The organism is Salinispora fenicalii, assembly GCF_000514815.1.
GTDB lineage: Bacteria > Actinomycetota > Actinomycetes > Mycobacteriales > Micromonosporaceae > Micromonospora > Micromonospora fenicalii.
Genome location: NZ_AZWQ01000034.1, coordinates 12,240 through 31,587, shown reverse-complemented (window position 1 = coordinate 31,587; position 19,348 = coordinate 12,240). Strand labels below are relative to the sequence as shown.

The following is a 19,348-nucleotide window of genomic DNA, read 5'->3' as shown; positions in this document are numbered from 1 at the left end:
CCTGACCTGACATCTGAGGTAGTTCTGACTGTGCGGGTCACCCCGGGAAGCCGTTCGCGGTTGGCGGCGGGCTCAGCCCAACACCTCGTACCGAACCTCGACGTGCCCCGCGCTCAGTGGGGCGATCACTGCGAAGGCCGCCTGGGACAGGTCGATGCAGCGCCCCGTGACGAATGGGCCCCGGTCGTTGATCCGCACGGTCACCGACGTACTGGTAACCGGGTTGGTGACCCGCACCATCGTGTCAAACGGCAGGGTCTTGTGAGCGGCCGTCATCGCCGACGGGTCAAAGACTTCCCCACTCGCCGTCAGCTGCCCCTCGGAGTAGTAGGAGGCACCGCAGGAACCGGTCTCCACCACGGTCGGGGCGGCGCTGGTCGGCGTCGTCGCGGTCGGGGCGGCGCTGGTCGGCGTCGTCGCGGTCGGGGCGGCGCTGGTCGGCGTCGTCCTGGTCGGCTGCGGCGTCGTGGATCTCGGCTTACTCCGGGACGGCGCCTCGGTCTGCCGGACCGGCGTGGGGCTCGCGGCCGGAGCGGACGAGGCGCTCACGCTCGGCGACGCGGAGGGTGGGGCGGGTGTAGCGGCCGGAGAGTCACCCGTGGTCGGCGCGACCGAGGCGGACCAGTCGGGCTCGTTGGCAGAGGTCAGCCGGACGGTGCCCACGGTCCCACCGATCGCGAGCACGACACCGATCGCCGCGGTTGCCGCGACGCCGGTCGAGGAGACCCTTCGGGTACGCGCATGCCTGCCGGCCACCAGCCCGATCCTTTCGCCACCTGAACAAAGCGGGTCGGACCGTAACGAGCGAAGCACATCCGAAGTCAACGTGATCATGGAGGTATTGCCCGATTTATGACTAAACGAATAGCCGATCATCCGATCGGTAATAGTCCGGCCAGCCGATCAGCCGGCAGTGGACCAAAATAGCGGCATGCGCCCCGAGCTGAGTGGACGTCTCGCCGAGCTGATCCGTTGGATTGACCCGGGACCGGGTGCCACCCATCTGGTCAGTGACATCTCCGGCTGGTGGCGGGACCCGGTGGTGCTGGCCAGCCTCGGCCCCGCCCTGGTCCAGCCCTTCCAGCAGTCCCGGCCGACGGTAGTGATCTCCCCGGCGGTCACCGGCTACCTACTCGGACCGCTCGCCGCGACCGCGCTCGGCATCGGCTTCGTCGCGGCCCACAAGCCCGGTGACGGTCGCCTCCCCCCGGGCACACTCACCTGGGCGCAGGGCCCGCCGGACTACCGCGGGCGCCGACTCGACCTCGCCGTACGGGACCGGAACCTCGAAGCCGGAGACCGGGTGCTGGTGGTGGACGACTGGGTCTCCACCGGAGCCCAGGTGCGTGCCCTCTACGACATCTGCGCGACCCGAGGCGCCACCCCGATCGGCACCGCCACGGTGGTGGCCGACTGCCCCCCGGACGTCGCTGCCGAGCTCCAGATCCAGAGCCTGCTCACCGGCGCCGACCTCACCCCCTGAGCCACAACCGAGATAGCTCGGCAGTCGGGGGCAACTCGGCCAGTCGGGGGCACTCGGTCAGTCGGGGCAGCTCGGCCGACCGAGGCCAGTCGGTGCGGGTCGGTCAGCCGAGATCAGCCGAGGCTAGTCGTCGTCGGTCAGCCGGTTAGCCGGCGCAGCTCCGGCAGCTGGGAGGCAACCTCCACCAGGACCGCCTCATCCCCTGCGTACCAGCTACTGGACCGGGGCCAGTGGGTGATCACGTCGGTGAAACCGAGCGCCGCGGCCCGCCCCACCTGCTCGGCGAAGAACTCTGTGCTACGGAGTGAGAAGACGGGCGCGGAGTCCACCAACAGGTGCCGATCGAGGGAACCGGGCTCACGGCCGTCCGACGCCAGCGACTTGTCCAGCCGAGCGGACAGGTCCGCCACGCCCTCCCACCACGCCTCCAAGTCATCGGTGGTGGGACCGGTGGTGATCCAGCCCTGCCCGTACCGGACCGCGAGCCGCATCGAACGAGGCCCGTTGGCGGCGACGACGAACGGTACCCGCGGCGTCTGGACGCAGCCCGGGTTGCTCCGCGCGTCAACCGCGGTGAACCAGTCACCCCGCCACGTCGTCCCATCCTCGCGCAACACCAAGTCAAGCAGCTCGACGAACTCGCTGAACCGGTCCACCCGCTGCCGTGGCGAAAGGGTCTCGCCACCGAGCACCGCGGCGTCGAACCCGATGCCGCCCGCGCCCAGACCGAGCAGGGCCCGACCGCCGGACACATCGTCAAGGGTGGTGACCTGGCGGGCGAAGGCGGCCGGATGCCGGAAGTTCGGCGACGCGACCAGGGTGCCCAGCCGAATCTGGCGGGTCGCGGCCGCGGCGGCGGTCAGGGTGGTCATCGAGTCGAACCAGGGCCCGTCCACCAGATCCCGCCAGCCCAGGTGATCATAAGTCCAGGCATGGTCGAAGCCCCACTCGTCCACCTGCCGCCAACGCCGCTCCGAATCCGCCCAGCGCTGGTCTGGAAGGATCACAATGCCGATCCGCATGATCACCAGCCTATCTGCCTTCCCGCACGGCAGCAGGAGACCAGTGCGAAGACTCGGCGGTACGCGGGCGGATTCACCCAACTGTTGATCGCCGCGACCAGCGAAGCACCGCCCGTCAGCGCAGCGGCTTCGCCATCTGCTGAGTGGTCACCTCATACCCGCTGCGCTCGTACAGGGCGAGCGCCGGCTTGTTGTGGCCGAAAACATTGAGCCCCAGGCGCAGCGCTCCCGCCTCCCGGGCCAGCTCCTCGGCCGCCGACAGGATGGCAGCGCCGTAGCCCAGCCGTCGGTGGGCGGGATCAACCCTGATATCGAAAATCCAGGCCATCTCCGCCGACTTGCTGCGTGGATCGTCCAAGCCGAGCCAGAGGACTCCGACCGCCTCCCCGCTACTGTTCTCCGCCACCAACAGCCGGTGGCGCTCAGTGGCCAACCCGTGGGGCAGGTACTGCTCCCGATCCCGAAACGCCTTCCTCCGGGCTGTTTCGGTCGAGACCAACCCGGTCTGGGACTCCACATACTCGCGGAGCTGCTGATCTGAGTAGACGTCGTACTCGTCCTGGCGCATGTCCCGCAGTTTCACGACCTGATCCATGGTCGAAGGCTACTGGGGGCACGACCAGGGCCGGCCGCAGTAGTCCGCTTGGGACACAACGGGCCAACTAGCCGCCCAGGTAGAGGCGGAAAGGCGCCCAGCGGGGTCGAACAGCACCCGTACCCGCTGCTGTGGTTGGTGGTCGGCGACCGTCGAACCCAGCTCCATCGCGTGCGCCACCGCTGCATCCAGGTGGCGTCAGCAGTACCCAGGCATGGACCTGAGCACGCTGGGACAACACCTGTTCGTTGAAGGCCTCTCCGTGGTCTCGCCAACCCACATGGAGATCAGCTTCCTTCGGCGGCCTCGACTTGCTGTGGTTGACGTGGACGCCTCCGAGCGCGTTCGAGGTGGCACCTAGCCGCCCAGCGCCTCGGGAATCCTGAGTTCACACCGGCGCGGTCGGCCGCCAGAAGTTCGGCACTGCCCGATCTGACCGGAGCTGACGGCACACTGGGGCATGCAGCTCTCCGAAGATCACGATTTGAGCGCCGCGATCAGGAATGCTGGCTCACCTGCCTGGTCATGCGGGGGTAGGGCCTGGGCCGTCGGAAGGAAGCCCGATCCCACTTGATTTGATTACTCCATGTACGTCACGGCTCCTGATCGCATTGGTGAAGTCCAGCTCTCTGATGGGCGGCTGCTGGGTTGGGCGGAGTGGGGACCGCCGGATGGGACACCCGTGCTGTTCTCTCCTGGTGCCGCCACCAGCCGATGGCTCGGATTCGGTGCCGAAGTCATCGACCGGCTCGGCGTACGACTCGTTTCGGTGGATCGTCCAGGGCTCGGTGTCTCGACGCCGTTGCCCGGTCGAACGTTCGCCGACTTCGTCGCGGACCTCCGACAGTTCACCACGATGCGCGGGTTGGGTCGGCCTGCGATGGTCGGGAACTCGCAGGGCGCGCCGTTCGCGCTGGCCTGTGCGGAGGGAGGTGTCACCGCTGCCCTCGCCATCGTTTCCGGCGCGGACGAGGTGGCCGCGCCGGAGTTCGCCTCCGCACTGCCGGCCGAGCTACGCAAGCTCGTCGATTGGACGGTACGGGACGCGGCTGAAGCAGAGCGCTTCTTCGCCGGGTACAGCGCCGACTCGCTGCTTGACTTCGTACTGAGTGGCAGCCCCGAGTGTGACCTCGCGGTGTACCGCGAGCCCGGGTTCGCGGCCGCCTATCGCCGGGCCCTGAACGAGGCGTTCGCGCAAGGGGCAGCTGGGTACGCACGGGACACGGTGCTGGCGATGAGCCCCTGGCCCATCGACCTCGGCAAAATCTCCGTACCAGTCGACGTCTGGTACGGCGAACTGGACCAAAGCCACTCGCCAGACAACGGATCGTTGCTCACTGCCCGGATACCCGGCGCGCAGCATCACCTCGTACCAGCGATCGGTGGAGCGGTGCTGTGGACCCATGCCGAGCCGATCCTCAACACCCTGTTGACCAAGGCAGGCACCTAACCGTCGCCAACCGCAGCCGCGGGCGTCGCCCGGTCGCGGTTTCTCTCGCCGTCCCGGCCACGGTTGAGGCTGTCGATGTGCCGCTTTCGACCGTGTCGACCGGTGGAACGGGCACGGATCGGTCATGCCGCTGGATCTTGCGCCATGACCTCCTCGGCCAGGAGACTTGCCTTGCAGTAAGCAAACGTGAGGAATGCACATGGGCGAGGACAGCGCCGTACCGATGGATGTCGCCGAGCGTCTGACGACCAGGCGGCAAGGGTTGTTCCGGAAGGTGGTAACCGGCGAGACCGTGGGCCTCAGTGACCGGGACACGGTCGTACGGTGGCTGCGCGAACTCCATCTGGAGCGAGACCAGACGGTGATCATCCATCGTTCGTGGGGGGCGGTTTGCGTGGTCGGCGAAGGACAGGCCCCGACCGACATCATGATGAGCGATGGTGACCGGACGTGGTATGCGGCCCGCGCGGGAAGCAATATCCCACAAAAGCGTCCCCAGCTAACCCCGAACGAGGTAGAGCACGTCATGCTCGATGCGCTGACCTCAGATGCGCCGCCTCAGTGGCCAGAGTGGCGGGAGTTCTGACTGCACCGACACAGGAGCGTTACCAGCACATCGCCTAGGGCACGCACCCGTTCTACTCATACGCCGGAAGCCGCGGGCGTGACAGCGGCAAGAAGGCTAGGGACACCCGTCTGTGTACGGCCGCACCACTCGCCGCCTGTCCGCCAGATGACCTCCATACCGAGTGAAACGAGAAGGTCCACGAAGACGTCACCGATCGGACCAGAGAACAGCGCCACCAAGTTTGGTTCAGACCGCTCAATGTCTCGGTAACAAAAGTGCCGGTAGGAAAAGAAATATCCGATGGCCTCTCGTACCACCGTCTCCGCGTTCGGGCCAACCACCTTGGCCTCAACGAGCTAGTGAAGAACCTTCCCGTCAACGGTGAGGTCACAGGGGTGGGTGTTGTTGGCTACCGTCATGCCGACGCCTTTAGCTTGTGCTGCTAGGCGCCGGCACAACTCCGCTGGCTCGGTGGTGGCCGCGAAGGCCTCGGCATGCTCGCCCTGCCAGGAGCGGGCGCTGCCCGCGAGTGCGGGACCGCATGTCGTCGGCGGCCCGGTCCGCGACCCGGCAGCCGACCGAGACGGACCCTTCGGCTGGGGTCTGCCGATGACCGATGGGTCGATCATCCGGCTGTTGATGTCCGGCGTCGCCCTGCGCCTACCCGGCCATTTCTCATCACCACCAGTAGACGCCTTTGCCACCGGTTACGAGCCGTCCTGGTAGCGAGTACACCGGATCATCGGCCTAACGCGGTCAGGTCAGTTGAGACAAGAACCTTTCCAATTCCGTGCCGACGGCGGCCAGCGCGTCGGTGTAGGCCCTTAGCGGTCCATGCGGCCGCAGGCCATGGTTAGCACCTTCGATAGTCAGGACCTTCTTGCCTGTCCGTACTGCAGCGTCAGGAACCCAGGTTCGATCGCGTGTCCCCCCGACGAGCAGGGCCGGCGCCGGGTTTCGGGTAATCGCCTCGGCCACTGCGTTGTCATCCAAGAGTGGCGTCAGCCAGATCGCCGGCAGTTGCCGCTCCGCCGCCAACCCGGCGGCGTGTGTCCCGAGCGACTTAGCGATGATCACGGGCTGTATGCCTGGTGCCGCATCGGCGAGCCGGTGCAGTGCCGCGGAGACGTGCGCCCTGACGAAAGGCTCAGGGCCGATGTCCAGCAGTCCGTTTGGCACGGTCCACGTGATGATCTCTATGATCGCGTCGAGGTCGGTGAGCGCTTCGTTGGCGAGGTTGAGCAACGGCGCTTGCGGGCCGTAACCGTGCCCTGGGACGATGACTCCAGCGATCATCCAGAGACTGTAGCGGCTTTGGTCCGGTCAAATCCTTCTGCACGAGCGAGGTCCCCTCGCCGAAGTAGGCAAGCGCGCGGGGGCCCGGTTCCGGGGAGGCTCGATCGTTCCTGGCGCAGGCTGCGTCGTTGTCACCGGCAGCTGGCTCGTCGAGGACCCACGGCAGCGGGAAGCGATCGGCATCGCGATGAGCCAGCACACCGGGCAAGCGGCACCGGCGCTGATCGCAGCACAGGCGGCCGCTCTACCGGAGCGACGTGGCGCCGCGGTGACCAACTCTGCAACGCTTGCTGCCACGATCGATGCCTGGCAATCCGGTTACGGCGTCGATCCAACTGCAACCAGTGCGCCCTGCGGCGGCAGGATCGACCGCTTCATCCGCACCGGATGGAACCAGGTCGTGCTCGTAGGAGCCAACCTGGCGCGCATCGGGCCGTTCTGAGCCTGCGTAGGGCTCGCGAACGGATCTGTCAGAACTCCGATCTGACGATGCCCCTCTCCGGCTTCCGACCACAACCTCCTTGCCCACATACAAGCGTTTTGTACGCCGCTGCTGGCCGAAATTTCCCAGCGATGCGAGTAGCAATCGCATCTCGTTCCAACAAGCGATCAGTATATATTGGTAAATAACAATGAAGGGAGCGCAAACCGCCTCTGAACAGGGAAACTTGGAGTGGGTGACGGGAATCGAACCCGTACTGCCAGCTTGGGAATTGTCGATCTTCGGCAGGCCACAGGCTTGGCGGCCTGGTCTTGGCAGTCTCGCATGGCCTCGGCTGGCCCCTGTTGTCCTCGCCCAATGGCACGCTAATGGCACGCCATGGTTCGGAATCTGCCTACAGTTCCTCAGGAGCAGGCCGAAGCAGGTCTAGCTGCGGGTCAAAGCAGACAAGGCCATGCTCAGCGGCAATTCGTGCGGCACCGGCCGACACTTCCTCACAGCGGCTGTACACCATCGGGAAGTAGATGAACGGTCCCGATGCCTCCTTGATCAGTGGCCCCGTCGACCACGGGCTCCGCTCATCGTCGTCGTCCTGAGTGAGGTCGATCCACCGCTCAAGCAGGGCTTCGACGTAAGCCCGGATGCGCGGCGTCGGCGGGATCTGGCCTTTACCGACGTACCTCTCGTAAAGCGCCTTGAAGGTGGTCAGCGCTGCGGCGTTGTCAGCGGGCCTGTCACCTTCCCACACCGCCAAGTCGTAACTCATGAGCGGAGTGTGCCAGTCAGCGCTGACATGCCGCGCAGCGGCTACGGAGTAAGCGGTGGAAAGCGGATCTCCTCGTCGGTGAGGTTCCCCCGGTAGCTCGGAGGCTTGTCGAGGCGCAGTTGGCGCGGCGCGAATGGGTCGACCCGGATCGTGCCAAGGTGACGCTCGGGGACTACGCCCGGCGGTGGATCGATCAGCGGCCGAACCTGCGGCCTCGGACCGTTCACCTGTACGGCTGGCTGCTGGACAAGCACATCGTGCCGCACCTCGGCGGGATATAACTGGGTCGACTCGACACGCCGATGATCCGTGAGTTGCGGGCGAGACTTCTCGGCAACGGTGTGTCGGAGAGTATGGCGGCCAAGGCATACCGGCTGCTGCGTGCAGTGCTGATGACGGCCGTCAAGGAAGACGAGATCCTGACCCGGAACCCATGCCGGATGCTGGGTGCGGACCAGGAAAAGCCGGCAGAGAGGCCCGTGCTCACACTCGCCCAGGTCTTCAAGCTGGCCGACATCGTGCCGCCTCGGTATCGCGCCCTAGTCCTGGTGACCACCTTCGCCTGCCTGCGCTGGGGCGAGGTGGCAGCACTGCAACGGCAGGACATCGACACCGTGACCGGCACCGTTCGCGTACGGCAGGCGTACACCGAGCAGCGCGGGGTTGGCCTGGTCCTCGGTCCACCGCAGTCCGGGCGAGCCGGCGCATTGTCAGTCTGCCACCGACCGTTGTCGATGTTCTGCCGTGGCCACCTCGCGGCGGAGGTCGATGACAACCCTGAGGCGCTCGTGTTCAGCACTGAGAGCGGGCGGCCGATCTGGCGGGGCAACCTCAACAAGCTGGTGGGCTGGAGAGCGGCCGTGGCGCAGATCGGCCAACCGAACCTACACTCCACGATCTACGACACACCGGGAACACCCTCGCTGCCCGGACCGGGGCGAGCACTCGTGAGTTGATGGCCAGGACGGGACACGACTCGCCGCAGGCCGCGTTGATCTACCAGCACGCGACTACAGAGGCTGATCGCGCCATCGCCCAGTCGCTGCACGAAGCGATGCGTGCGGACCAGCTCAGGGCGAAGAAGCCGTCTGGTAGTGCGGCGAGGGGCATGGATGAGCCGGGCAGCAAGAAGGGCAAGAAGCAGCCGGCGGCCCGGGATCGCCAGGGCTAATGGCACGCGACGTAATTACCGATCTTGGAACATCGAAGGCCCTGGCGGGACATCTGTCCTGACCAGGGCTTCCGTGCGTGGAGCGGGTGACGGGAATCGAACCCGCACTGTCAGCTTGGGAAGCTGATGTTCTGCCATTGAACTACACCCGCAGGTGGGGCCACTCTACCTGAAGCACCGTGTGGCGCACACCCCGGCACCCGCCGACCCGAGCGAACCGCGCTCCAGCAGCCACCGGAGCGAGCTGAACCCGCAGCCGCGGAACGGCGGCGCCGGCGCATTCCCATTCGGACGAGCCCGGCCAGGGACATGGCATGAACTACCGGTAGGACCCCGCCGAGCCAAATCAGCATTTTCAAATTTATCGATGTCTTGTAAGGTCTGCCCCACGTTTCCTGCCATGGCACGCACACTCCCCCCGCTGTGCTGCCAGAAGGAGGTGGCCCATGGGCCTCCGTCACAACCTACTGTCCCGTCGAAGCGCCGGCATCGCGTCAACGTCGCTCGCGCTACTCCTCGGCGCCGTCACGGCCGGCTACGCCCCGGCGCACGCGGCACCGCTCCCGAGCCACGCCGCAGAGCACGGCGCGAGCGAGGAGTGCGAGCCGGTCCACGCCAACGCCAAGGCTCGGCCCGGCAGCATCACCGAACACGACCCGAACCACCTGACCGAAGCCCAGGTGGAAGCGCGGGAGAACGAGCTGGCCGAACTGGTGGAGATACAGGTACGGCGCCAGGGCGCCGCCGCCTTCGCACCCGTGGCTCCCGCGTCGGTCGCCATCCCGGTTGTGGTGCACGTCATCCAGGAGAACAGCACCCGGGCCGGCGGCAACATCCCGGACTCCATGATCTACTCGCAGATCGACGTACTGAACGACTCGTTCAGTGGGGCGACCGGTGGCGCCCCGACAGCCTTCAGCTTCGCACTCCAGTCGATCAACCGGGTCACGAACCCGAGCTGGTACCCGATCAACTATGGCTCCTCGTCGGAACGGTCAATGAAGAGGTCCCTGCGCACCGGCGGCGCGGACACCCTCAACATCTACCTCGGTGACCTCTCGAGCGGCCTGCTCGGCTGGGCGACCTTCCCGAAGCGCTCGATAAACAAGATGGACGGCGTCGTCGTGCTGAACGAGTCGCTGCCGGGTGGCACCGCCACCAACTACAACCTCGGCGACACCGGCACCCACGAGGTTGGCCACTGGTTGAACCTCTACCACACCTTCCAAGGCGGCTGTAGTGGCTCCGGGGACGAGGTCAGCGACACCCCGGCCGAAGCCTCCCCGGCCTACCAGTGCCCGACCGGACGGGACACCTGCTCCGCGGCGGGCGTGGACCCGATCCACAACTTCATGGACTACACCTACGACTCCTGCATGTACGAATTCACTCCGGGCCAGGCCAGCCGCATGCTGACCGCCTGGAATACGTATCGGGCTTAGCCCTCGACCGGCACAGTCCGCTGCCGGCTCCGACGTTCGGGGCCGGCAGCGGCTCTTGTGAGGCCGGCGCTCAGGCCGCCGCGCTGCCCTGATCGACGGTGGGGGCCGGTGGGGCGACACGTCGAGGTTGGCCGGGGCGACCCGACGCGGGCTGACCACCCGGCTCCAGCCAGACCTGAACAGCCGGTCTCGCCACGCCAGCGATGTCGTGCTGGGCGATCATCGCGACATCAATGCTGAACTCGAAGAGGCGCCAATCGATGTCATAGATCGCGCAGTGCCGACGAGCTAAGCGGGTCACCCGGGTCTGATCCGTCACCAGGTGCGCACGGCCCGCCAGGTAAGCCTCGTCGTCACTCTCCTCGGCGGGGAAAGAATGCAGCGCGTAACGCCCGTCGCGCTCCAGGTCGCGCCGCTTGGGCGAGTCAATCACGAAACAGAATAGGCCCTCCTCGGTGAGCACCGGGGAGACCGGATGCACGCGAGGACCGCCGTCGGCGCGGACCGTGGCCAGGTAGCCCAGGCCCGGCCCGTACTGCTGAAGAAGCCGGCGGACCCCATCGGCGAGGCGAGGTACGTCGGCGGCGAACTCGGACCAGGAAGCCATACCCGCACCCTATCGAACGTGCGTTCGAATGCCCAGGCGAAATGGGCGCGTGTCGCCCCACTCGCTATGGTGGTCCGATGCTTCTCTCCGATCGTGACCTGGCCGCCGAAATCAAGGCCGGCACGCTGGCGCTGGAGCCGTTCGATCCCGCGCTGGTCCAGCCGTCCAGCATCGACGTACGGCTGGACAAGCTCTTCCGGGTGTTCAACAACCACCTCTACACGCACATCGACCCGTCCCGGCAGCAGGACGACCTGACCTCGGCGGTCGAGGTGCCCGACGGCGAGCCGTTCGTGCTGCACCCCGGCGAGTTCGTGCTCGCCTCCACCCTCGAGGTCATCTCACTCGGGGACCAGCTCGCCGGCCGGCTGGAAGGCAAGAGCTCCCTTGGCCGGCTCGGGCTGCTCACCCACTCGACCGCCGGCTTCATCGACCCGGGCTTCTCCGGCCATGTGACGCTGGAGCTCTCCAATGTGGCGAACCTGCCAATCATGCTCTGGCCCGGCATGAAGATCGGTCAGCTCTGCATCTTCCGCCTCTGCTCACCCGCCGAGCACCCATACGGATCGGCCGTCTACGGCTCCCGCTACCAGGGGCAGCGGGGCCCCACGCCCAGCCGCTCCTGGCAGAGTTGGCGCACCTGGCCGACGCGCTGACGCTGGGCGGGTGGCGGCTACTCGCGAGCGACCAGCGACCACTCGCTGCGACCAACGGCTACCAACGGATGACCAGCGGACGAGCCGACGGGTGACACCCGCCCGGGAACCGGCAGACGCACACGACGAGGCCCCGGACGACTTGTCGTCCGGGGCCTCGATTCAGTCGCCGGCTCAGCCTGGTCGACGGAAGCCGGCGATCGACGGCATGGTGTTGATGCTGGAAACCATGACCGGCTTTCCGGTCCGGGGCGCGTGCACCATCTGGCTGTTACCGAGATACAGGCCGACATGGTGCAGGTTGCCGGGGCTGGAGAAGAAGACGAGGTCGCCAGGGCGCGCGTCGGAGCGCGAAATCGCCCTGCCCTCGTTCCACTGGGCGCCGGTGTAGTGCGTCAGATAGATACCGGCCGCCTTGTACGCGTACTGCGTCAGTCCGGAGCAGTCGAACGAGTTGGGGCCGGTGGCACCCCACACGTACGGGTCACCCACCTGAGCGCAGGCGGTCCGGATGGCAGTCCGGGCAGCCTCGCTGACCACACCGTTGATGGTGGGGCACTGCGGGGTCGACACCGTAGTCACCGGGAGCGAGTCCTTGAGCCGCTTGATCTCAGCGTCGATCTGCTTCTTCCTCGCCGCCAGTTCGCTCTCCTGCGTATCCTGTGCGGCAATCAGTTCATCGAGCGCTTTCTTCTGATCCTCGTACTCTCTGCGGACCTTCAGCACTTCCTCGAGCTGCTTGTGCTCCATAGCGGCAACCCGATTCAGCAGGGCCAGATCCTCGCTGATCCCATTCGGATCATCGCTCACCAGCAGCGCGCCGAGCTCCCGCGACGGACCAGTGATGTAGTACTGCGAGGCCATGCTGCCGATCCGCCGCATCGCGATCTCGCTCTTTTCCTGGAGCGGAGCGAGCTTCTTCGCCAGGTCCTCCGATTTCTCGCGGTTGACCTTAAGCTGCGCCCGCACCTTGTTGTACTGCGCAATCGTGGGCTCCATTTCACGCCACTGCTCGTCGATCGCGGCCTCGATCTCCTCCACGGACGGCTCGGCGTACGCGGGGACTGCCAGCGCACCGAGACTGACCGCGACCGCGGCGACTGCGGCGAGCAGGCCGTGAGCGGCCCGACGCAGCCCTCCCGGACGGCGCGGCCATGCCGAGTCCTGACAATGAGGGGGCGTGGTTGCCACCGGCACCGACTCCTTTTGCAACCCGGACAACGGGGCGCCTCGGGACAAGGGGGGGATACGAGGCAGACGATCCACCGTAGCCAACGCACAACGATAGGGAGGGCCCGGTGCGGAATCAAGGCAAACGACCGGCTTTCACTTCTGCGTAGTCGCCCGCCCACAAATAGTGCCCGGCCCTACTCAGGAATTACGGACATTTCCAATAAATTGACATCCACGACCATTACCTTCGGTAATCATTTCGGTCGGGCCGACGGCAGAGCGACCGGCGACAGCACCTGGTGGGTGCCGCCGCCGTCCCCGTCCAGAGCAAGATCAGCCCGCGACCCGCTCACCCTCCTCGTTGACCTGCGGCTGTTCCGGGCGTACCGACCGGAGCAGAACGCTGGCCACGTCAACCACCTCGACCTGCTCGCCAGCGCCCTTGCCGTTCACGCCGTCGTTGAGCATCGTCGAGCAGAACGGACAGCCGACCGCAACCGTCGCTGCGCCGGTCGACATGGCCTCCTCGACCCGATCCACGTTGATCCGCTTACCGATCTTCTCCTCCATCCACATGCGGGCGCCGCCAGCGCCACAGCAGAAGGAGCGTTCACTGTTCCGCGGCATCTCGGTGACCTCACCCTGGACCGCCGTACCAAGCACCTCACGCGGCGGAGCGAAGACCCGATTGTGCCGGCCCAGGTAGCAAGGGTCGTGGTAGGTGACGCCGCCATCGATCGGCTGCACCGGGGTCAGCGCGCCGGTGGACACCAGGTGGGCCAGCAGCTGGGTATGGTGCACCACCTCGAATTCCCCACCGAGCTGCCCATACTCGTTGCCCAGGGTGTTGAAGCAGTGCGGACAGGTAGCGACAATCTTGCGCCGGCTCTTCTCCCGGCCGTCAAACGCCTCGTTCAGAGTCTCAACGTTCTGCTGGGCGAGCATCTGGAAGACAAACTCGTTGCCGATCCGGCGGGCCGGATCGCCGGAGCAGGTCTCCCCCTCGCCCAAGATGGCGAAGGAAACACCGGCCTCGTGCAGCAGCGTGGCGACCGCCCGGGTGGTCTTCTTGGCCCGGTCCTCGAAGGCCCCGGCGCAGCCAACCCAGAACAGGTACTCGAAGTCGTCAACTTCGCCGACCCGCGGCACCTCGAAATCGAGACCCTTGGTCCAATCCTCTCGGGTGTTCTGCGGGGCGCCCCACGGGTTGCCCTTGTTCTCGAGGTTGCGCAGCATCACCCCGGCCTCCGAGGGGAAGCTGGACTCGATGAGCATCTGGTAGCGGCGCATATCGACGATGTGGTCAACGTGCTCGATGTCGACCGGACACTGCTCGACGCAGGCCCCACAGGTGGTACAGGACCAGAGCACCTCCGGGTCGATGACGCCGAACTCCTCGGCGCCCCCGATCAGCGGCTTCTCCGCCTCGGCGAGCGCCAGCGCATCAACATGGGCGAGTTGCCCGTCAGCGGCCTTCTCCGCACCGGTCAGGTCCTTGCCACCACCGGCCAGCAGGTACGGGGCCTTTGCATAGGCGTGATCGCGGAGGCTGAGCACCAACAGCTTCGGCGACAGCGGCTTACCGGTGTTCCACGCCGGGCACTGGGACTGGCAGCGGCCGCACTCGGTGCAGGTGCTGAAGTCCAACAGTCCCTTCCAGGTGAACTGCTCGACCTGGGCAACGCCGAACTGGTCCTTCTCCGGATCCGCTTCCTCGAAGTCGAGGAGCTCGCCGTTGCTGATCATCGGCCGCAGGGCACCGAGCCCAGAACCCGGCCGACCGGGGGTGCGCTTGAAGAAAATGTTGGGGAAGGCCAGGAAACGGTGCCAGGCGACCCCCATGGTCACGTTCAGCGAGATCACGATCAGCCAGGTCATCGAGATCGCGATCTTGATGACGGCGGCGACGCTGACCCCGGCCTCCCAGTTCGGTAGCAGGCCACCGACCGCATGGCTGAGCGGCGCCGCCCAGACCGGGTACTCAAAGTGATCAGTGGCGACCTTGAAGCCCCGGATGAGAAAACCCATCACCAGGACGCCGAGAATGACGGCCTCGACGAAGTAGCCCTGCCACATGGTCGAGCCCGTGAACCGGGACCTTCCACCGGGCCGGGTCGGCCGGTTCCGCAGCCGGATCGCGATCAACACCAAGATGCTGGCGATCCCGAAGATGCCGAGCCATTCGGTGACGAGACCGTAGACCGCCCAGTTCCCGACCAGCGGGAGCCCGCCGGTTGGGGAGACGACCTCGAAGTACGCCTCCAGCACCAGCAGCGACAGCACGATGAACCCGACCATCACGAACCAATGCGCGGCTCCCACGAGGCTCCAGCGAAGCATCCGGGTGTGACCCGCGGTCTCCGCCAGCATCGTCCTCGTCCGCGCGGCCCGGTCGGTGAAGCGGGTCGGATCCGGCTGGCCCAGCCGGATCACGGCCACCATCTTCATGACTGCCCGCACGGCGAGCCACACCGCCACAGCGGTGATGGCGGCCGCGATGATCGTGGTGACGATCTGGACGCTGCCCATCGAGTCGGCCCTCCCGGTCTACTACTGCCTCGAGCGGCTCGGCGATCGGCACCCGGTCAGGGACGCGGTCGCGAAACTCTCGCCACGTCCTCGACTCGGACCGATCGTTGACCTTGCCTCGCCCGGTCGTGCAGTGCAGCCTACGCGCGAGGTTACCCAGCGGTAACGTGACGCATCTCGCATCCCGAACGCCGCCGTCCTGCGCCACACCATAAGGTGCCGCGCCCGGCAGCGCCGGTTGGGGCCGAGTCGACCGAGCTGGCTAGGCTGGCGCGCCGGTTCCGGCCGGCGCGCGAGTCAACGCGTGGTCAACGCCAGCGCGAGAGCAGGATCAGGGAGCCGACCATTGCGCCGAAGCCCACCGCGAGGTTCCAGTAACCCCACGACATGACCGGATACGCCTGCTCGGAGAGGTAGTAGACCACCAGCCAGCCGATGCCGGCGACGATAAGCGCGACCGCCGTAGCCGGCACCCAGACCGGGCTAGGCTTACGCGTCGCCGCCGTCGCCGTCGGACGCACGTCCGTCGGCGGGGTGTACACCTTCTTCTTACGGACCTGAGACTTGGGCACGACGCTCTCCAGAGGGGGTGACGACCTCGTCCGGCCTGACAACCGGGCGCGAGGGCGACGGTCCATGGCCAATAATGTTCGACAGCTAGCGTAGTCCGGAAGACCCGTTCAGGCCACGAAAGGGTCTTCTCCAACACCCCGGAGGGGGCAGCGGAGCGGGCTGGCATGCGATGAGGGGAGGGAACCCCGTGGAGTACACATCCGGCGCGGCCTCCTGGCGGAAGGTACTCCGGCGGGTCATCGCCGCCCTCATCCGGCGCCCGCGGCAGCGCCGACTCGGCTGGCCGGTCGGCGTGCCGTTGATCGCCGTCGCGGCCGGACTGCTCTTCACCACCACCGCTACCACCGCCGGGGGCACCACCCTGCGCGAGGACCGGCGCCCCCAACTCAACCAGCTCATCCAGGACCGCCACCACGAGGTGGCGACCAGCGAGCAGCGGGCGGCGGAGCTCCGCGCGACGGTCGAGGCTCGCACCAGTGCTCTCGCCGGTTCCGACGGGACGATCCAGCAGCAGCAGGAGCGGGCGGCAGCCAGCCAGGAGCCGGCCGGGTTCACCGCCCTCACCGGCCCCGGAGTAACGGTGGAGCTCGACGACGCGCCACGGCGCAGCGACGGCAGCCTGCCCACGGGCGGCGCCACCAACGACGACCTGGTGGTGCACCAAGGTGACGTACAGGCCGTGGTAAACGCCCTCTGGGCCGGCGGCGCGGAGGCGATGTCAATCATGGATGTCCGCGTACTCGCCACCAGCGCGGTACGCTGCGTCGGTAACACCCTGCTGCTCCATGGCCGGGTGTATTCCCCTCCATTCAAGATCGTAGCGATCGGCGACCCCGCTACCCTCCAGCGGGCCCTCGCCGAATCTGAGGGAGTCCGGTTGTTCAGAGACCTGGCGAACATTTACAAGCTGGGCTACGAGGAGACTGTCTCCACCGTGACGGTGCCAGCATTCGATGGCTCGGCCGCACTCCGTTGGGCGACGGTGCCCGAATGACCAGGGCATCGGAGGGCTGGCAACCCGATCAGGACGACGACCAGACGGCGCTCCTGCCGCGGCTGGAACGCCCCTGGCAGCAGCCCCGGCACGCCTCGGAGCAGCCATCGCCCCCGCCGGGGCCCCTGCCCCAACCGGACGCGCCGAGCCAAGTGGACCCGCTCAGCCAACCGGACCCGCTGAGCCGACCAGGCCCGCTGAGCCGGCCATCACGGTCAACCGACACGCCGCAGCACCGACCGAGTCAGGCGCCACGGCACTCGGCCGGCCTCGCCTCCACACCTCCAGCCGGCTCGACCTTCGACGCTGCGTACCCGTCCACGCCGCCGCCACCAGTGCCGGCGGCCGACCGGCCACTTGATCAGCCGCCCGCAGCCCACCGGGATCTTCGGCCCGAATCCCCACCCCACTCGTCCGGACCGGCCGCCCCTTCCCCACCACCAAGCCCGGTCAGCCCGCGGCAGCCAGCATGGGACCGCACCCCATCGACTGCGGACGCCCCCACCGCGCTCATCCCCACGACACCGCTGCGGGCCACACCCCCGAATACCGGCACACCCCCGAATACCGGCGCAACCCCGGGTGCCGGCCCAGCCCCCGATGGCACTGGCGCTGCGGCTGATCCGGCGGCCACCGCGCTCATCCCGCGGTTGGCCAGCCACACCCTTCCGCCACCCGACTCCACCGCCCTGATGGGCGCCGTGCCCCAGCCACCGCGCGACGCGGACTCCACGGCCGAACCCGTCATCGAGGAGCCGACCCAGCCGCGCCGCGGTGAGCGGGTGATCAAGCTACGCCCAGAGCAGTCCACCGACGGCTACAAAAGCGTCTACTCGGAGTTGACCCGGCCGACGTTCTGGTCCCGCCTCCGCACCGGCATCCGCGCCGCCGGCGAGGTGCTCATCACCTTCGGCATCGTGGTGCTCCTCTTCGCCGGGTACGAGATCTGGGGGAAGTCGGTGATCGTCAACGCCCACCAGAACGACCTCAGCCAGCAGCTCGCCGAGGCGTGGGGGCCCACCGGTGACCCGACTGTGACGCCCTCCACCACTTCCTCGTCCACCCCCGCCCCCGCCTCCGCCCCGCCGAAGGTGCAGGGCACCCCGATCGCCGGCCTGTACATTCCGCGGCTCGACAAGAACTGGATCGTCGTCGAGGGGGTGACCCAGAAGGACCTCCGATACGCCCCGGGCCACTATCCGACGAGCGCCCTCCCCGGCCAGCTCGGCAACTTCTCCATCGCTGGGCACCGGAACCGGGCCACCTTCTGGCGACTTGACGAGTTGGACGACGGCGACGTGATCGTTGCCGAGGACCGGGACAACTGGCACGTCTACCGCGTCACGCGCAACCACATCGTCAAACCGAGCGAGGTGGCGGTGGTGGCGCCGGTTCCCGGCGAACCGGACGCCAAGCCGACCGACGCGATGCTCACCCTGACCACCTGCCACCCGAAGTTCGACAACTACGAACGCCTGATCATCCACGCGAAGCTGGACCGGACCCAGCCCAAGTCGGCGGGTCGCCCGGCGGAACTGGGGGGCTGAGGAGATGTACGCCTGGATCTGGCGGAAGTTGCCGTTCGGGCTGCCCGGCAAGCTGGCCGGCAGCGTCCTGTTAACGACGGCCACGGTCGCTCTGCTCTGGTACGTGGTCTTCCCCTGGGCTGAGCCACTGCTCCCCTTCGACGATGTACAGGTCAGCCAGGAGACGGGGGACCCCGGGGACCCGGGTGTTCCCGGCTTCCCGCCGGCCGGCGACGGGCCGGCACCGACCGAGGACGGGCACGACCTGCCGTACGACACGGACGAGAACAACCCACCCCCCTCCCCGGAGGAGTGACCCGTGCGCATCCTGGTCATCGACAACTACGACTCGTTCGTCTTCAACTTGGTGCAGTACCTGGGTCAGCTCGGTGCCGAGTGCGAGGTGCGCCGCAACGACGAGATCAGCGTCGCGGAGGTCGGGCAGGCCAACGCGGACGGCGTCCTGCTCTCCCCTGGCCCGGGCAGCCCGGATCGCGCCGGCATCTGCCTGGACGTCATCCGGGAGTACGCCGGCGAGCTCCCCCTCTTCGGTGTCTGCCTCGGCCACCAGGCGCTCGGGGAGGCGTTCGGCGCCACCGTCGCCCAGGCTCCGGAGTTGCTGCACGGCAAGACCTCCGAGGTCCGGCACCAGGGTGTGGGGGTACTGGCCGGCCTACCGGAGGTATTCACCGCGACCCGCTACCACTCGCTCACTCTCGTACCGGGGACGTTGCCGGACGAGTTGGAGGTCACCGGTTGGACCGGCTCCGGCGTGGTGATGGCGATGCGCCACCGGACGTTGCCGATCGAGGGGGTGCAGTTTCACCCCGAGTCGGTCCTGACCGAGGGCGGACACCTCATGCTCGCGAACTGGCTGGCGTCCTGCGGCTTCCCGGAGGCGCTGGAGCGCGCCCCCGCATTGGCGGCCGAGGTCGACGCGCGCCGGCGCTCTGCTTTCAGCACCATCTAGCTGACAGTCAACCAGGCCGCGCGACACCCCGTATCGTCGCGCACCCGTCAGCGGTCGCCACCGCGCCCCGCGCCCGTAGCTCCGA

At 67.3% G+C, this 19,348-nt stretch carries 23 protein-coding genes, 1 tRNA gene and 1 pseudogene; 14 read left to right on the top strand and 11 right to left on the bottom strand.

What is annotated here, in order from left to right; translation table 11 throughout:
* Window positions 1-72: 72 nt before the first annotated feature.
* Entirely contained in the window at window positions 73-756 is a 684-nt protein-coding gene (locus B116_RS0116830) for a septal ring lytic transglycosylase RlpA family protein (protein WP_027660742.1), read from the bottom strand.
* A gap of 175 nt (window positions 757-931) precedes the next feature.
* On the opposite strand from B116_RS0116830, the gene B116_RS0116825 reads away from it, so the two are divergent.
* Complete coding sequence (locus tag B116_RS0116825) at window positions 932-1,483, top strand: phosphoribosyltransferase family protein (RefSeq protein WP_027660741.1); 552 nt, start codon at window positions 932-934, stop codon at window positions 1,481-1,483.
* A gap of 137 nt (window positions 1,484-1,620) precedes the next feature.
* On the opposite strand, the gene B116_RS0116820 is transcribed toward B116_RS0116825, so the two are convergent.
* From B116_RS0116820 to B116_RS28365, 3 genes and pseudogenes are all read right to left on the bottom strand, one after another.
* Window positions 1,621-2,511 carry an LLM class flavin-dependent oxidoreductase gene (locus B116_RS0116820; RefSeq protein WP_027660740.1) on the bottom strand — a complete coding sequence of 297 codons (891 nt, stop codon included), beginning with the start codon at window positions 2,509-2,511 and terminating at the stop codon, window positions 1,621-1,623.
* 109 nt (window positions 2,512-2,620) lie between these two features.
* The gene (locus tag B116_RS0116815) at window positions 2,621-3,100 is read right to left on the bottom strand and encodes a GNAT family N-acetyltransferase (protein ID WP_027660739.1); all 480 of its coding nucleotides are present in this window, start codon (window positions 3,098-3,100) and stop codon (window positions 2,621-2,623) included.
* Between the two features lie 67 nt (window positions 3,101-3,167).
* Window positions 3,168-3,292 (bottom strand): annotated as a pseudogene (locus B116_RS28365) (VOC family protein); the annotation flags it as partial.
* A 394-nt stretch (window positions 3,293-3,686) separates the two neighbouring features.
* Between B116_RS28365 and B116_RS0116805 the strand changes: the two are divergent.
* The 3 genes from B116_RS0116805 to B116_RS27590 all read left to right on the top strand — a co-directional run bounded on the left by B116_RS0116805 (window position 3,687) and on the right by B116_RS27590 (window position 5,844).
* Window positions 3,687-4,550 carry an alpha/beta fold hydrolase gene (locus B116_RS0116805; protein ID WP_027660738.1) on the top strand — a complete coding sequence of 288 codons (864 nt, stop codon included), beginning with the start codon at window positions 3,687-3,689 and terminating at the stop codon, window positions 4,548-4,550.
* A 199-nt stretch (window positions 4,551-4,749) separates the two neighbouring features.
* Window positions 4,750-5,136 (top strand): hypothetical protein, encoded by a 387-nt coding sequence (locus B116_RS0116800; protein ID WP_027660737.1) that lies wholly within the window; start codon window positions 4,750-4,752, stop codon window positions 5,134-5,136.
* A gap of 453 nt (window positions 5,137-5,589) precedes the next feature.
* Window positions 5,590-5,844, top strand: a complete 255-nt coding sequence (locus B116_RS27590; RefSeq protein WP_155255756.1) for a hypothetical protein — start codon at window positions 5,590-5,592, stop codon at window positions 5,842-5,844.
* Between the two features lie 30 nt (window positions 5,845-5,874).
* On the opposite strand, the gene B116_RS0116795 is transcribed toward B116_RS27590, so the two are convergent.
* The gene (locus B116_RS0116795) at window positions 5,875-6,414 is read right to left on the bottom strand and encodes an alpha/beta fold hydrolase (protein ID WP_027660736.1); all 540 of its coding nucleotides are present in this window, start codon (window positions 6,412-6,414) and stop codon (window positions 5,875-5,877) included.
* Between the two features lie 187 nt (window positions 6,415-6,601).
* Between B116_RS0116795 and B116_RS28360 the strand changes: the two genes are divergently transcribed.
* Window positions 6,602-6,856 carry a hypothetical protein gene (locus tag B116_RS28360; protein ID WP_027660735.1) on the top strand — a complete coding sequence of 85 codons (255 nt, stop codon included), beginning with the start codon at window positions 6,602-6,604 and terminating at the stop codon, window positions 6,854-6,856.
* 394 nt (window positions 6,857-7,250) lie between these two features.
* Here B116_RS28360 and B116_RS0116785 read toward each other — a convergent pair whose 3' ends face one another.
* A complete protein-coding gene (locus tag B116_RS0116785; protein WP_027660734.1) occupies window positions 7,251-7,622 on the bottom strand; it encodes a hypothetical protein in 372 nt (123 codons plus the stop codon).
* Between the two features lie 158 nt (window positions 7,623-7,780).
* Here B116_RS0116785 and B116_RS28670 point away from each other — a divergent pair, with 158 nt between their 5' ends.
* Genes B116_RS28670 through B116_RS28350 form a run of 3 tightly spaced genes read left to right on the top strand, consistent with a single transcriptional unit; the run spans window position 7,781 to window position 8,793 of the window.
* The gene (locus tag B116_RS28670) at window positions 7,781-7,903 is read left to right on the top strand and encodes an N-terminal phage integrase SAM-like domain-containing protein (RefSeq protein ID WP_263404927.1); all 123 of its coding nucleotides are present in this window, start codon (window positions 7,781-7,783) and stop codon (window positions 7,901-7,903) included.
* Window positions 7,904-7,924: 21 nt separating this feature from the next.
* Window positions 7,925-8,578, top strand: a complete 654-nt coding sequence (locus B116_RS28355) for a tyrosine-type recombinase/integrase (protein ID WP_223874602.1) — start codon at window positions 7,925-7,927, stop codon at window positions 8,576-8,578.
* Window positions 8,578-8,793 (top strand): hypothetical protein, encoded by a 216-nt coding sequence (locus B116_RS28350; RefSeq protein WP_223874601.1) that lies wholly within the window; start codon window positions 8,578-8,580, stop codon window positions 8,791-8,793. The genes B116_RS28355 and B116_RS28350 overlap by 1 nt, the downstream gene beginning before the upstream one ends.
* 78 nt (window positions 8,794-8,871) lie before the next feature.
* On the opposite strand, the gene B116_RS0116770 is transcribed toward B116_RS28350, so the two are convergent.
* A tRNA-Gly gene (locus B116_RS0116770) sits at window positions 8,872-8,945 on the bottom strand.
* 294 nt (window positions 8,946-9,239) lie between these two features.
* Here B116_RS0116770 and B116_RS0116765 point away from each other — a divergent pair.
* A complete protein-coding gene (locus B116_RS0116765) occupies window positions 9,240-10,235 on the top strand; it encodes a zinc metalloprotease (RefSeq protein WP_027660733.1) in 996 nt (331 codons plus the stop codon).
* Between the two features lie 70 nt (window positions 10,236-10,305).
* On the opposite strand, the gene B116_RS0116760 is transcribed toward B116_RS0116765, so the two are convergent.
* Window positions 10,306-10,842 (bottom strand): pyridoxamine 5'-phosphate oxidase family protein, encoded by a 537-nt coding sequence (locus tag B116_RS0116760; RefSeq protein WP_027660732.1) that lies wholly within the window; start codon window positions 10,840-10,842, stop codon window positions 10,306-10,308.
* Between the two features lie 77 nt (window positions 10,843-10,919).
* Here B116_RS0116760 and dcd point away from each other — a divergent pair, with 77 nt between their 5' ends.
* Window positions 10,920-11,498: a dCTP deaminase gene (gene dcd, locus B116_RS0116755; protein ID WP_011903978.1), complete on the top strand. Its 579-nt coding sequence runs from the start codon at window positions 10,920-10,922 to the stop codon at window positions 11,496-11,498.
* 174 nt (window positions 11,499-11,672) lie between these two features.
* Here the strand turns inward: dcd and B116_RS0116750 are convergent, their stop codons facing one another.
* The 3 genes from B116_RS0116750 to B116_RS0116740 all read right to left on the bottom strand — a co-directional run bounded on the left by B116_RS0116750 (window position 11,673) and on the right by B116_RS0116740 (window position 15,772).
* Complete coding sequence (locus B116_RS0116750) at window positions 11,673-12,689, bottom strand: C40 family peptidase (RefSeq protein ID WP_188116038.1); 1,017 nt, start codon at window positions 12,687-12,689, stop codon at window positions 11,673-11,675.
* Between the two features lie 315 nt (window positions 12,690-13,004).
* A complete protein-coding gene (locus B116_RS0116745) occupies window positions 13,005-15,200 on the bottom strand; it encodes a (Fe-S)-binding protein (RefSeq protein WP_027660730.1) in 2,196 nt (731 codons plus the stop codon).
* Between the two features lie 308 nt (window positions 15,201-15,508).
* Complete coding sequence (locus B116_RS0116740; RefSeq protein ID WP_027660729.1) at window positions 15,509-15,772, bottom strand: cell division protein CrgA; 264 nt, start codon at window positions 15,770-15,772, stop codon at window positions 15,509-15,511.
* A 188-nt stretch (window positions 15,773-15,960) separates the two neighbouring features.
* Here B116_RS0116740 and B116_RS0116735 point away from each other — a divergent pair, with 188 nt between their 5' ends.
* The 4 genes from B116_RS0116735 to B116_RS0116720 are packed head-to-tail and all read left to right on the top strand — an operon-like array spanning window position 15,961 to window position 19,263.
* Entirely contained in the window at window positions 15,961-16,767 is an 807-nt protein-coding gene (locus B116_RS0116735; protein ID WP_018724296.1) for a DUF881 domain-containing protein, read from the top strand.
* Window positions 16,764-18,314, top strand: a complete 1,551-nt coding sequence (locus B116_RS26810; protein ID WP_082312827.1) for a class E sortase — start codon at window positions 16,764-16,766, stop codon at window positions 18,312-18,314. The genes B116_RS0116735 and B116_RS26810 overlap by 4 nt, the downstream gene beginning before the upstream one ends.
* Before the next feature lie 4 nt (window positions 18,315-18,318).
* Window positions 18,319-18,609, top strand: a complete 291-nt coding sequence (locus tag B116_RS0116725) for a hypothetical protein (protein WP_018724298.1) — start codon at window positions 18,319-18,321, stop codon at window positions 18,607-18,609.
* Window positions 18,610-18,612: 3 nt separating this feature from the next.
* Window positions 18,613-19,263: an aminodeoxychorismate/anthranilate synthase component II gene (locus B116_RS0116720; RefSeq protein ID WP_018724299.1), complete on the top strand. Its 651-nt coding sequence runs from the start codon at window positions 18,613-18,615 to the stop codon at window positions 19,261-19,263.
* Window positions 19,264-19,348: the final 85 nt, after the last annotated feature.